Source organism: Granulicella aggregans (assembly GCF_014203275.1).
Classification (GTDB): domain Bacteria; phylum Acidobacteriota; class Terriglobia; order Terriglobales; family Acidobacteriaceae; genus Edaphobacter.
In genome coordinates, this window is record NZ_JACHIP010000001.1 from 1,139,018 (window position 1) to 1,153,222 (window position 14,205).

3 protein-coding genes are annotated in these 14,205 nt (G+C 60.4%); all 3 read left to right on the forward strand.

What is annotated here, in order from left to right:
• Positions 1-141: 141 nt before the first annotated feature.
• Genes HDF16_RS04855 through HDF16_RS04865 form a run of 3 tightly spaced genes read left to right on the forward strand, consistent with a single transcriptional unit; the run spans position 142 to position 14,194 of the window.
• Entirely contained in the window at positions 142-2,151 is a 2,010-nt protein-coding gene (locus tag HDF16_RS04855; protein WP_184213968.1) for an amino acid adenylation domain-containing protein, read from the forward strand.
• Entirely contained in the window at positions 2,148-10,211 is an 8,064-nt protein-coding gene (locus HDF16_RS04860; protein WP_184213969.1) for a non-ribosomal peptide synthetase/type I polyketide synthase, read from the forward strand. The genes HDF16_RS04855 and HDF16_RS04860 overlap by 4 nt, the downstream gene beginning before the upstream one ends.
• Positions 10,211-14,194 (forward strand): condensation domain-containing protein, encoded by a 3,984-nt coding sequence (locus tag HDF16_RS04865; protein ID WP_221312482.1) that lies wholly within the window; start codon positions 10,211-10,213, stop codon positions 14,192-14,194. The genes HDF16_RS04860 and HDF16_RS04865 overlap by 1 nt, the downstream gene beginning before the upstream one ends.
• Positions 14,195-14,205: the final 11 nt, after the last annotated feature.

Below are 14,205 nucleotides of genomic sequence, written 5' to 3' on the forward strand. Positions count from 1 at the left end.
TGACAACGCAAGATTGAATTGGATATGTCCAGGCTGTGACACGTCGGTACGGTGTGCCGGTGTTCTCAAGTGTCGTAAACTACGGTCTAAAACTTCTGGCCGAGCCTGCGATAGATCCCACTTGAGATTGGAAGGAACTCGATGAGCGGTAGCTGGGCCAAGCCGGTAGACGACATCTCTTTTCCAGCAAGCCGGGAAAAGGAAGGGACGTCCCGTGCTACCACCGGGATCGATGCGGTCTCGTCTACGCTGGCTTCCGGAAGCTCGCTCGCTGACTGTTTCGAGCAGATATGCCGAAAGTTTCCTGACAGGACAGCCATTACCTGTGGACGCGAGACCATCTCCTACGGCGATCTCAATCAACGAGCGAATCGCATCGCCCAAGGTCTTCTCGCGGCGCACGGTCGGACCGAAGTAAACGATTCCCCGCAGATTGTCGCTATTTATCTCGACCGCTCCATTGCCCAGATCTCCTCCATGCTGGGAGTCGTCAAGGCTGGGTTCGCCTACCTTCCCATCGACTCCACCTATCCCTCCGCGAGGATCGCGCAGACCCTTGAAGATGCAGCTCCTTTAGCCGTAATCACGGATGGCCGGTTGGCCGCTGGACTACCCTCGATATCAGGCGTTGTCCTGATCCACGACCAACTCGGGATTTCAGAGACAGCTCTCGACCCGGAGCAAAGATCCACGGCGGATTCGCTCGCGTACGTCATGTACACCTCCGGCTCCACGGGCAAACCCAAGGGAGTTCTGGTGACGCACGGAAACGTCATGCGACTCTTCGCCCAGACCGATCCCTGGTTCCACTTCAACGAGCACGACGTCTGGACGATGTTCCACTCCTTCGCCTTCGACTTCTCGGTCTGGGAGATCTGGGGGCCGTTGCTTACCGGCGGCAGGCTGGTGATCGTTCCGTTTGAGGTGAGCCGTTCCAGCGAGGAGTTTTACGCGCTGCTGTCTGAAGAACGGGTTACCGTGCTGAACCAGACGCCGTCGGCATTCTCCCTGATCGATCAGGTTGAGGAGGCCGGCCCTGTGCTCCCGCTGGCGCTTCGCTACGTGATCTTCGGCGGCGAGGCGCTGCAGTATCGCGCTCTGCGGAACTGGTTCAAACGCCACGGCGACCAGCAACCGCAGCTCATCAATATGTACGGCATCACCGAGACGACGGTCCATGTGACCTATCGCGTCGTAACTGAAACTGATGCCCACGCCGAGACCGACAGCCCGATCGGCGAGCCGATACCGGATCTGCAACTTTATGTGCTCGATGCCGATCTAAAGCCGGTGACGGAAGGCGAAGAGGGCGAACTCTGTATCGGCGGAGCAGGGGTGGCGCGGGGATATCTAAACCGTCCGGAACTGACTGCGCAGCGCTTCATCGCCGATCCGTTTGGCGAAGCCGGATCGCTACTCTATCGTTCTGGTGACCTGGCACGACGCCGGGCCGACGGGCAACTGATCTATCTGGGCCGGAACGATAACCAGGTGAAGATCAACGGCTTTCGGATCGAGCTGGGCGAGGTCGAAGCGGCCATCGCCGAGTATCCGGGCGTCCGCCAGGTCTTCGTGACCGCGCACGCCGACCACACCGGACGGCAGCGTCTGGCCGCATATTTTGTCACTGAATCCGGAACCAAGCTCGAGTCCCATACGCTGCGCGAGTTCCTGACTCCACGCAGCCCGGCGCAGATGATGCCCGCCTTCTATATACAGATGGAGTCCTTCCCACTGACGAACAACGGTAAGGTCGACCGCAAGGCGCTACCCACGCCGACCACTGGTTCTGCGGCCCCCGCAGCGGAGGCTGGAACGCCCATGCAGGAGCGCGTAGCGGCGATCTGGCGCGAAGTGCTCGAAGCACCCAATGTCGGTCTCGACGACAACTTCTTCGACATTGGCGGAAGTTCGATCCTTCTCATCCGGATACGCGCCGAGCTTCAGAAGCAGCTCGATCGGCAGATCCCCATTACGTGGATGTTCGAATTTACATCTATCCGCATACTTGCCGATAAGTTACGCGAAGAACCCGAGTCGGTCGCGCCCAGCTCCGCAGTTGGCAGCGTCCTCTCGGCAGCACAGGAGCAGGCGCGTAAACAGAGAGAGGCGTTCGCCCGTATGCGTGCGGCGAAGGGCGTAAAAGCATGATTCCAGAAGATCTCACCGGCATCGCGATCATTGGTATGTCCGGCAGGTTTCCGGGCGCGAGCAGCGTCGCAGAGTTCTGGGCGAACCAGCTCGCCGGAATCGAAGGCATCTCGCAGTTCTCCGCCGAGGAACTGGAGATAGTCAACGCGCGCCAGGCGGCAAGCGATCCGAACTACATCAAGGCCCGGTCCATCCTGAAAGATGTGGACCTCTTCGACGCGGAGTTCTTCAGCATTCTCCCCAAGGAAGCGGCGCTGATGGATCCGCAGCACCGGATCTTTCTGGAGTGTTGCTGGGAGGCATTTGAAGATGCTGGATACGATCCGGGGAATTATCCGGGATCGGTCGGAGTGCTTGCTGGAACAGCCTTCAACAGCTACTTCCACGCCGAGGTCTGCGCCCAGCCCGGATTCACCGAAGACTTCCTAAAGAACTACCAGATTGGCAACTACCAGGCGATGATGGGCAACCATCCCGACTACCTGGCGACGCGCGTCTCCTACAAGTTCAACCTGAAGGGTCCTAGCTTCTCGGTTCAGTCCGCGTGCTCGACCTCTCTGGTCGCCGTCTGCCAGGCCTGCCAGAGCCTGATGACCTACCAGGCCGACATGATGCTCGCCGGTGGCGTCTCGATCACGCTGCCGCAGAAGCGCGGATACGTCTACCAGGAAGGCGGGATGGGATCGGCCGATGGCCACTGCCGTCCGTTCGACAACGACGCTCAGGGAACGGTCTTCGGCAGTGGCGTCGGCGTGGTGCTGCTAAAGCGGCTTGAGGATGCGATCGCCGATGGCGACCATATCTACTCGGTCATCCGGGGCTTCGCGACCAACAACGACGGCGGCAACAAGGTTGGCTACACCGCCCCCAGCATCGAAGGCCAAGCGAATGTTGTTGCCATGGCGCAGCAGGCGGCGGGAGTTGAGCCGGAGTCGATCGGCTACATCGAAGCACACGGAACGGCGACGCCCCTTGGCGACCCAATTGAACTGGCCGCGCTCGAGAAGGCATTCCGCTCAGGAACGCAAGCGAAGAACTTCTGCACGATCGGGACGGCGAAAGCGAATGTCGGCCATCTCGACATCGCGGCAGGCGTAACCGGTCTAATCCACGCAGCTCACGTCGTAAAGCATGGGCAATTCCCGGGAACCCTGAACTTCAAGAAGCCGACCGAGCGCTTCGACATGGCGAACAGCCCGTTCAAGGTGACGGCAACGCCCGCCGCCTGGGAGCGGAACGGAAGTCCGCGCCGAGCTGGTGTGAGTGCCTTCGGCGTCGGCGGAACGAACGCTCACCTGATTCTCGAAGAGGTCGAACCAGACCCATCCGAGCCACCAGCTAGAGCAGCGCAGTTGCTGGTCGTCTCGGCAAGATCGCAGGCGGCACTCGATGCGGCGACGGCGAATCTCGCCGCCGATATTGAAGCCCATCCAGACCGCGCGCTGGCCGATGTCGCTTTCACGCTTCAGACAGGACGCAAGCCGTTCGACTACCGCCGCGCTGTCGTAGCCGACACCAGCGCGACGGCGGTTGCAGGACTGCAAAGGACACTTGGCAAAGCCGCGCCGGGCAGGAAGCGCAACGCTCCCGATCCGCCTGTCGCCTTCATGTTCCCAGGTCAGGGCTCTCAGCGCGTCAACATGAGCCGGGACCTCTACGAGACGGAGCCAGTCTTCCGTGACGCGGTCGATGCCTGCGCGAAGATCCTGCTTCAGGACGCGAGTCTGGACCTTCTACCCGTTCTCTATCCGAAGGCTGGCCAGGAAGATGCCGCGACGGAGCTGTTGACGCAGACCATGCTGGCGCAGCCCGCAATCTTCGTGGTCGAGTACGCGCTCGCGAAACTATGGATCTCCTGGGGCATTCAGCCCGCGGCGATGATCGGGCACAGCATTGGGGAGTTTGCCGCAGCCTGTCTCGCAGGCGTCTTTTCGCTCACAGACGCGCTGCACCTGGTCGCCACGCGCGGAAGACTGATGCAGGGACTTCCCGCCGGGACAATGCTCAGCGTCCGTGCCAGTGCGGATCAGATCCTGCCCCTGCTGATCGACGGCGTGAGTATCGCGGCAAACAATGCGCCGATTCTATGCGTCGTCTCAGGAGCGACGCCTGCCATCGAAGAGTTCGAGGCGAAGCTGACGAAGCTGGAGATCGTCAGCAGGAGACTGGTCACTTCGCACGCTTTCCACTCGCCGATGATGGACCCGATCACGGCAGAGTTTCGCGCGGTAGCCGCGAAGTTGAAGATGTCCGCGCCACTGATTCCCTACGTTTCTACCCTTACCGGAGACTGGATTCGGGCGGAAGACGCGACGTCCGCGGACTACTGGACCCGACATCTTCGCGAGGCAGTACAGTTTGCACCTGCGATTACCCGGTTACTGCAATCCGAAGATCGCATGTTACTAGAGGTCGGACCAGGTGGAGTTTTGGTAATGCTTGCCCGGCAGAATCTTGCGCCGGGAACAAAAATCGCCATGCTATCCTCACTCTCCAATAGCGACAGTGGGCAGGACGATTCGCATTCCATGCTGCAAGCCCTGGGGGAAGTCTGGGCCCGGGGTGCGAAGCCCGATTGGCAGGAGATTCAAGCGCAGGCTGGTCGCCGGCGAGTTTCATTGCCAACTTATCCTTTTGAACGCAAGCGTTTCTGGCTTAGCGACGCCCATAAGAGCGTTGACCCCGGTGAGATCGAGCTGCCGGAGATCATTCAGAGGCCTGTTTCTTTCGACCCGGTGGCCACGCTGCCGGTTGCGACATTGAAGGAGATCTCCCCCATGTCTCAGACTTTTCCGCAGTCTATAGCGAGTTCAGCAGCAGCCTCAACGACACAAGCAAAGCCGCGCAAGGAGACGATCCGCCTCATGCTGATCGAGATCTTCGAGGAGCTTTCCGGCCTCGACATCAGCGGCGAAGATGCTTCCGCGTCCTTTCTTGAGATTGGGTTCGACTCCCTCTTCCTGACCCAGGTCACGCAGTCGCTCCAGCAGAAGTTCGGCATCAAGATCACATTCCGGCAGTTGATGGACGACCTCTCGACGCTTGAAGCGCTCTCGGTCTACATCGACGGCCACGTCGCCCCCGGCCTGTACGAAGAGGCTGCGCCCGCTCCAGCCGTTGCAGCGCAGGCGGTTCCGGTCGCGACTGTTCCCATGGGGGTCGCTCCCGCAGCAGGCGGTGGAACTGCGATGGAAGAGCTGATGAAGAGTCAGCTTCTCGCGCTCAACCAGCTGTTCGCGCAGCAGATCGCCGCTCTCAATGGCGGAGCCGCGCCCGCGCCATCCGCACCTCCGGTCGCGCCTGTTCCGGTCACCCAGGTTCCCGTGACGATTGCGGCTGCCGACCACCCGAAAGACGCCACCGTCGAGCTCAAGGGCTACGTTCCCTTCCGCGCGGCCGCAAAGAAAGTCGCGGGCGAGCTTACACCAAAGCAGGTAGAACACATCAACAAGCTGGTCGCCTTCTACACCAGCCGCACCGCGCAGTCGAAGGCAAAGACGCAGGAGTACCGCCCCTACCTGGCCGACCCACGCGTCGTGGCTGGTTTCAAAGTCCAGTGGAAAGAGATGGTCTATCCGATCATCACCGACCGCTCCAAGGGCTCGCGTATCTGGGACATCGACGGCAACGAGTATCTCGACTGCCTCAACGGCTTTGGCCCGATCATGCTCGGCCACCGCCCTGACTTCGTTGAAGACGCAATCGAGAAACAGCTTCACCTAGGCTTCGAGATCGGCCCGCAGACGCTTCTCGCCGGCGAAGTCGCCAAGGCACTCTGCGAGATGACCGGCAACGAGCGCGCGACCTTCTGCAACACCGGCTCCGAAGCCGTCATGGCCGCAATGCGTGTCGCTCGCACGGTCAGCGGAAAGAACCGCATCGTCTACTTCTCGGGCGACTACCACGGCATGTTTGACGAAGTCCTCGTCAAGGGATTCAAGCGCAACGGACAGCCACAATCATCTCCGCTTGCTCCGGGAATTCCGCGCGATTCCGTCGCCAACATGACGGTGCTCGAATATGGCGCACAAGAGTCTCTCGACTGGATCTCTTCCCATGCCCATGAAATTGCGGCTGTTTTAGTCGAGCCCGTTCAGAGCCGCCATCCAGCCTTCCAACCCATCGAGTTCCTGAAAGAACTCCGCAAGATCACCGAAGAAGCCGACGTCTGCATGGTCTTCGACGAAGTCGTCACCGGCTTCCGCGTACACCCCGGCGGCTGCCAGGCGCTCTTCGGCATCCGCGCCGACCTTGCGACCTACGGCAAGGTCATCGCCGGTGGCATGCCCATGGGCATCCTCGCCGGTAAAGCGAAGTACATGGACGCGCTCGACGGCGGCATGTGGCAGTACGGCGACGAGTCGATTCCCGAAGTCGGCGTCACCTTCTTCGCCGGCACCTTCGTCCGCCACCCGCTGGCGATGGCGGCCTGCAAGGCAGTCCTGAAGCATCTTAAAGACGAAGGCCCGGCTCTGCAGGAGCGGCTGACGGCTCGCACCACCGACCTGATCGCCCGCCTGAACGCGCTGCTCAAGAAGAACGAAGTCCCGACCCACATCGAGAGCTTCTCCAGCTTCTTCTACTTCAGCTTCCCGTCGGACTTCCGCTTCGGCAGCCTCTTCTACTTCCACCTGCGCTCGAAGGGCGTTCACCTCCTCGAGAACTTCCCCTGCTTCATTACGACCGAGCACACGGCAGAAGATGTAGACCACATCGTCCGCGCGTTCGAAGAGACGATTGCAGAGATGCAGGCAGGCGAAGTGCTCGACATGCCGTCGGGCGGCAAGACGATCGAGGCCGCTCCCACATCTGCCGCAATCGAGGCACCGGCTTACGCCAGCAGCGCTCCGATCACCGAATCGCAGATGGAGATTCTGCTCTCCGCCGCTCTGTCATCCGAGGCGAACTGCAGCTACAACGAATCGCTCTCTCTGCACCTCAAAGGCGCGCTGAACATCCCCGTCCTGACTGAGTCGTTCTCAAGTCTGATCGCTCGCTACGACGCTCTGCGCGCGACGTTCGACATGGATGCGCGGACACAGCATTTCTCCGCGCCGAAGTCTGTCGAGCTTCCTCTCGTCGATCTCTCGGCCCTCGAGGAAAGCGAGCGAAAGGCAAAGTTCGCAGACTTCATCAAAGAAGACGCGCACAAGCCATTCGACCTGATCGCGGGTCCTATGTTCCGCGTGGCGCTGGTTCGCTTCGCGGCGGACAGCCACGCGTTTGTCTTCACCGCGCACCACGTAGTCTGCGACGGCTGGAGCATCAACGTGATGCTCGATGAGCTGTCGAAGACCTACACCGCCAAGGTCGAGGGTAAGTCTGCACAGCTCGATCCGCTGATGCCGTTCAGCAGCTACGCTGTCGCGCAGGACGCGCACTTCGACGGCGAAGAAGGAGCCAAGAACGAAGCGTTCTGGCTGAAGGACTTCGAAGTTCTGCCCCCGCTGCTGGACCTGCCGCTGGATCACCCTCGTCCAGCGATGAAAAGCTTTGCGGGAGCAATTTACAGCCGCAAGATTAGTGCAGCAGCCCTCAAGGACATCAAGAAGGCTGGCGCACAGCAGAAGTGCACCCTCTTTGCAACCATGCTTGCGGCCTTCACCGCTACGCTGACCCGGCTCACGGGCCAGGAAGACATCGTTGTCGGAGTGCCGGCAGCAGGGCAGTCACTGGTCGAAGACAAGGTACTCGTCGGCCACGCCGTCAACTTCGTTCCCATCCGCGGCATCACGCATGACGGCATCACGACCGCGCAGTTCCTGCAGCAGATGCGATCGAACATCTTCGACGCCTACGACCACCAGAACTACACCTTTGGCCGCCTGGTGCGAAAGCTTCCCATCGCCCGCGATGCCAGCCGCCTGCCGCTGATCGAAGTCCAGTTCAACCTCGAGAAGGTCGGAGCCGGCCTCGCCTTCGCCGGACTGACTGCTGAGGTTGATCCGAACCCGAAGAGCTTCGTAAACTTCGACGTCTTCATCAACGCAGTAGAGAGCGCCGACGGTGTCGCACTTCACGTCGACTACAACACCGACCTGATCGACGAATCGACCGTCGCGCGCTGGATGGACTGCTACGAGACCCTCCTTGGCGGTCTCAGCGGAGATGCCTCGCAACCGCTCGCCGCATTGCCGATTCTGACACCGAAGGAACGCGAACTCGTATCCATCACGCCGAACCAGACCACCGTGCCGTACTCATCGGATCTCTGCGTGCATCAACTCTTTGAGCGGCAGGCAGCGGCTGCTCCTGCGGCGATTGCTCTCGAGTGCGAAGGCGAGTCTCTCACCTACGCGGAGCTCGACTCACGGGTCAACAAGCTTACGCGCTACCTCGTCTCCTCCGGCGTCCTGCGCGGCGAGGTCCTGGGCATCTACATGGAGCGGTCGATCGAGTTGATCGTCTCCCTGCTGGCGACCTGGAAGGCGGGAGCGACCTATATTCCGCTCGACCCAACCTTCCCCATGGAACGGCTCAAGATGGTCTTCGAGGACCTGCATCAGCCGACCATCCTGACGCAGTCGCGTCTCGCGGCGGATCTGCCGTCGGCTGGAACCCGCCTCATCTGCGTAGATGAGCGCTGGCCCGTGATCGAGATCGAAGATGCCGGACCGCTTGACCTGAAGTACAACCCATCCGCTGTCGCCTACGTCATCTACACCTCGGGATCAACCGGCAGACCGAAGGGCGTCGAAGTCACACAGACGAACGTCGTCAACCTGCTGCAGTCCATGGCAAAGAGGCCCGGCATGACGGCCGACGACGTTCTCGTCGCAGTCACGACGATCTCCTTCGACATCGCCGCGCTCGAAGTCTATCTGCCGCTGATCACAGGAGCGAAGCTGGTTCTGGCGACGCGCGCCGTGGCCTCCGACGGCACCGAACTACTCAAGCTGCTTCGCTCGTCCAATGCGACGATCATGCAGGCGACACCTGTCACCTTCCGGTTGCTGATGGCCGCCGGATGGAAGGGCGATCCGAAGTTCACGGTATGGTGTGGCGGCGAGGCCTTGCCGCGGGATCTCGCAAACCAGATCCTCGCACTGAAGATCGATCTCTGGAACATGTACGGCCCAACCGAAACGACCATCTGGTCGGCGACGAGCATCGTCGAAGAGACGTCCGGACCTGTTTACGTCGGGCCGCCCATCGACAACACAGAGTTTTACGTTCTAGACGCGCAGAAACAGTTGGTTCCCACAGGCGTAGCCGGAGAGCTTTACATCGGCGGCGTGGGCGTGGCGAAGGGTTACTTCCAACGCCCCGACCTGACCGCGGATCGATTTGTCATCGATCCTTTCTCACCCCGTACAGGAACGCGATTCTACCGTACCGGCGATTTGGTTCGCCGCATGCCCAGCGGCGAGTTCGACTTCCTCGGCCGTGCCGACGGGCAGATCAAACTGCGTGGCTTCCGCATCGAGCTCGGAGAGATTGAGACGGCTTTGAGCAAGTTCCCCGGAGTCCGTCAGGCGGTCGTCCTGCTGCGCGAAGACATCCCCGGCGACAAGCGGCTCGTAGGCTACATCGTGCCCAGCGAAAAGGCTCCTTCGGTACCGGCTGAAATTCGCACGTTCCTGCTCTCGAAGTTGCCCGACTACATGGTCCCGACTGCGTACGTAGATCTGACCTCGTTCCCTTTGACGGCGAATGGGAAGATCGATCGGCGCGCGCTTCCTGCTCCTGACCGCTCACTGCAGGTCCAGGACGGAAATTACGTCGCTCCGCAGACACCGCAGGAGGAGCAGATGGCAGCGATATGGGCCGAAGTGCTGCACATCGAACGCGTGGGCGTGGAAGACAACATCTTTGAACTCGGCGCGGACTCCCTTCACGTCTTCCAGATCGCGGCCCGCGCAAACCAGGCTGGTATCGACGTCAAGCCGCGCCAGATTCTGCAGTACCGCCAGATTCGGGCTGTGCTGGCGGAGCTGTCGGCGGCGGCGCCGGCGGCCAAGACTGCTCCTTTGATGGCTGTATCCCGCGCAAAATACCGCATCTCACCTTCTACGCTGGCGACGCAACCGGAACCGGTCGACGCCAGTACTGGAGATTGATGGGCGCGAAATCAATTACCCTTAGAAACATGGCGGATTCGGCCACCAAGACACCTCCGGGGGGTGAGGAGTTTTATGCGTTTCCGCTGACCCCTGCTCAGATGGCAATGTGGCCGCAAGGACTCACCACTCTTGGCGACCGTCGTTACAACGGTGCCTTCCGGATGCAGATCGCGGGCGAGGTCGATGCCGCCGTCCTCGAGGCCTCTCTGCGAGCCGTCGCGATGCGCCAGGAGTCGCTGCGAACTTCCTTTAGAGTGTCCGAGTCCGGCCCGATCCAGGTCGTCTCACCTTCCTCCGATCTCACGATAGAAGTTGTTGATCTTACTTCGGTCGCCGAGTCTGCCCGGAGCATTCTGGTCGACGAGATCTCCACGCAGGAGGCCCAGCAGACCTTCGATCTCACACTCGGCGTACCACTGCGGGTGAAGCTCCTCAGACTGGAAGAAAAATTTTCCCTGCTTACGATCACCGCACACCAGATCATCTGTGATGGGTGGTCGGTGGGGATCCTAATGCAGGAGCTCTCCGAAGCCTATAACGGTCTGTTAGTGGGCGGACGTTCTCCGCTGCAAGATCTCGACTTCCAGTACGGCGACTATGTCGCTTGGCAGCGTGAGAACCAATCGACCAACGACACACGAAGCCAGTTAGACTACTGGAAGAAGCAACTTGCGCGAGTACCTCAGCTCTCTGTTCCCTTCGATAAGAATGGGTCCGCCGACATGGTGGAGGCTGGGATCATAGCGGAACTCCTCCCGCGCGAATTGAGCGATGGGATTCTCGAACGAGCGAAGTCCGAAAACGCCACTTTTTACGTGGTGACCATGGCCGCCTGCATGTTGCTCCTCTCCCGCTATACGGGTGAGAGCGACGTTGCGCTGCGAACGCCGCTGGCTGGCAGAAACCGGGTTGAGTTTGAGCCGATCATCGGGCAGTTCGTCAATCAGGTGGTCATTCGCAACAAGCTGAGAGAGCTCAGCACCGTCTCCGAGCTTTTAGGGCAGGTCCGCGACAACGTCTGGGAGGCGTTGGCAAATCAGGATGTCGCCTTTGAAGAGGTGATTGGCACTATTCCCGCCCTAAATAAGACCGGGTTGGAACTTTTCAGGATCAATTTCGTCTGCCAGAAGGAGTACGGAAGGAATGGGCCGTCCCAGTTCAAGCTGGGCGAAGCCGCAATGACCACAATCCCCTCGAAGTCGCAGGGGGCGCTCTATGACTTGAATTTTTTCCTGGTCCAGCGCGAGATTGGCTGGCGGTTATCGCTTGAATACAAGGCTGGGTTGTACACTCAGGATACGGCGGAGAGTCTTCTCCTGCATTTTCAGGAGATTCTCCGGTTTCTCGCGACGCGCGGGAATCAGAGACTGGCGGAGTTGGTGTTGTCTCCCACAGAGTCACTCACAAAGCGAACGGTTGAAGGTGCGGGCCATGGGGTTGGCAACGCCGCTGGGGATGCCACACCTGCGGTTGAGGAAGAACCCTCGTCTCAGATGATCGCCATGCCGGGCAGCCTGGCACAGGAGCGATTCTGGACGCTCTCACAGCTTGATCCGGCGAACCCTTCTTTTCACGTCCCCGTAGTGATGAAGATCGCGGGACCACTCTCGTCCGAGGTGCTCGCCAGGTCTTTCCAACTGCTGATCGACCGGCATGAGTCCCTCCGAACAACGTTCAGCGACCGCGATGGCGAGTTTCTCCAGGTCATTCATCCGAGCTATAGCGTGTCGCTTCCCGACACAACGATCTCCGGGCGCAGCGAAGACGAGCGCGCTCGCAATCTGTCCAACGCGATCCAGGCGGAGATTCTCAAGCCGTTCGATCTGAGTACCCTTCCGCTATTCAGAACGATGCTCTGCAAGTTGGGTGATCAGGAGCATGTCCTGATTGTCACGTTGCACCACATTCTTGCGGATGCGGCGTCTGCGCAGGTGATCCAGCGCGAGCTTTGGACGACATACGAAAGCCTCAACCGCGGGGAAGAGCCGTCTCTTCCCCCGCTCGCAATTCAGTATGCGGACTTCTCGGTATGGCAGCGCGACAACCTCGACTCGGACGCGATGAAGGAGCACCTCCGCTACTGGCTCGATCAGCTGAGCGGCGACCTGAAGGTGCTCGACTTCCCTACAGATCATCCGCCGGCCTATCGCCCCACAGCCAAAGGAGCGGTTGAGACTCTGCTGCTGCCGGAAGATCTGACGCGGTCGGTCAAACAACTTGCCCAGGCAAACGATGCGACGCTCTATGTTGTAACGCTGGCATGTTTTGCCGCCATGCTCTCTCGTGCCTCCGTCACCACCGATCTGACGATCGGATCCCCGGTGCTGAACCGCCGCTCCGAAACCGAGGCCCTGATCGGCCCGTTTGCAGGACCGATGGCGATTCGGCTGAACCTGGCTGGCAATCCGACGATCTCGGAGTTGATTCAGGCCACCCGCGACCGCACCCTCGAGGCGCTCGACCATACCGATCTGCCGTTCGAGCTGCTTCTTCGGAACCTAACGCTGCGAACGCAGAATGATCGCCGACCGTTGTTCCAGTTTTATTTCATGTGCCAGACGGCCTTTGTTCAGACGCGGCAGATTCAGGGCCTGACGGTCACGCCCTTGCCGAGCATGAGCGTGGGAACTCCGTTCGAGATGCAGCTTGCCATGATCGAACGGCCTGAGGGTCTGCGCGCTGAGCTGGAGTACAACGCCGATCTCTTCGACAAGCCAAGTGTAGAGAAGTGGCTCGCCTACTATCAGAAGCTGCTGAAGGCCGCTGTTGAGAATCCGAACCGCGAGGTCAGTGACCTCCCGGCACCTCCCTTTGTTGGCGGCCACTCCGTCTCCCATGCGGGTCACGCTCGTGAGACTCGGGGCGCAGGCGGCCATGCTACCTCTGATCGGCCCTATGTCGCCCCCCGCGATCTAGTGGAGGAGATGGTGGCACAGGTCTGGGAGGGCGTGCTCGGTGTTCCCTCCATCAGCGTCCACTCTAATTTCTTCGATATCGGCGGTACCTCTCTTCTGATCCTCAAGCTGGTTCCGCGCATCAACGCGGCCTTCGACCTTGTGCTGCCCGTGCCCACGATCTTCAAAGCGCCGACGATCGAGCTGATGGCCAACGTCCTGAGGCAGCGGAACATCATTGAGAAGCAGGTAGTGCTGCCGCTGCACCCTTCGGGCAATCGGCCTCCGCTCTTCATGATTCACTCCTACCATCTCTACCGCGCGCTTCCGGCAGCGCTGGGCTCGGATCAGCCCTTTTACGGAGTCATGGAGCTGGAGTTGTCCGACCGGCATCTGCCCTACACGCTGAAGGACCAGGTGCAGAACTACGTCAATCACATTCGCCAGGTGCAGCCGAAGGGACCGTACTACATCGCTGGCTTCTGCTTCTTCGGGCTGGTAGCGTTCGAGGTCGGAGCGCAGTTGGAAGCTCTCGGCGAGACGGTTGCGTTCATAGGACTGATCGACACCTACTGCCCGGACTATTGGTGCATCCAGCAAGCCGCCGCACAGCCTGCCCCTGAGACAAGCAAGCTTAGCCCGCGCGTTGCCGCGCTTGGGCACCACATGCGCAAGACGCGTGGGCTCAAGCTCCAAGACAAGCTGAAGCTGCACGGCGAGTTCGTCATGGAAAAGCTGCGGAATCAGTGGCTCAGCCTGATGCTGGAGACACGCGTCGCCGTCTATACCCATTTCGTCAAGAAGGGAACAAGACTTCCCTCGTGGCTGAAGGACCCGGCCCTGGTGACCAGGGTCGGTGTGCGTCGCCACCGTCCGGTCAAGATCGCATCCGATGTGTATCTCTTCCCTGCTGAAGACGTTCCGTTGGGTGCGGAGTTCGATCCCACCCTCGGCTGGGGCGTCATGACTACGGGTCAGGTCCACACCATGTGGATTCCCGGGGACCATGACGACATGTTCAAGGAAAAACACATCGGCGCTCTCGCCCAGACGATTCGCGAGACAATGGATAAGGCCAGGTCGTAGCGTCCAGAGCC

Coding starts and splice junctions, on each gene's coding strand:
- HDF16_RS04855 (WP_184213968.1), top strand. CDS start 142: ATGAGCGGTAGCTGGGCCAAGCCGGTAGACGACATCTCTTTTCCAGCA.
- HDF16_RS04860 (WP_184213969.1), top strand. CDS start 2,148: ATGATTCCAGAAGATCTCACCGGCATCGCGATCATTGGTATGTCCGGC.
- HDF16_RS04865 (WP_221312482.1), top strand. CDS start 10,211: ATGGGCGCGAAATCAATTACCCTTAGAAACATGGCGGATTCGGCCACC.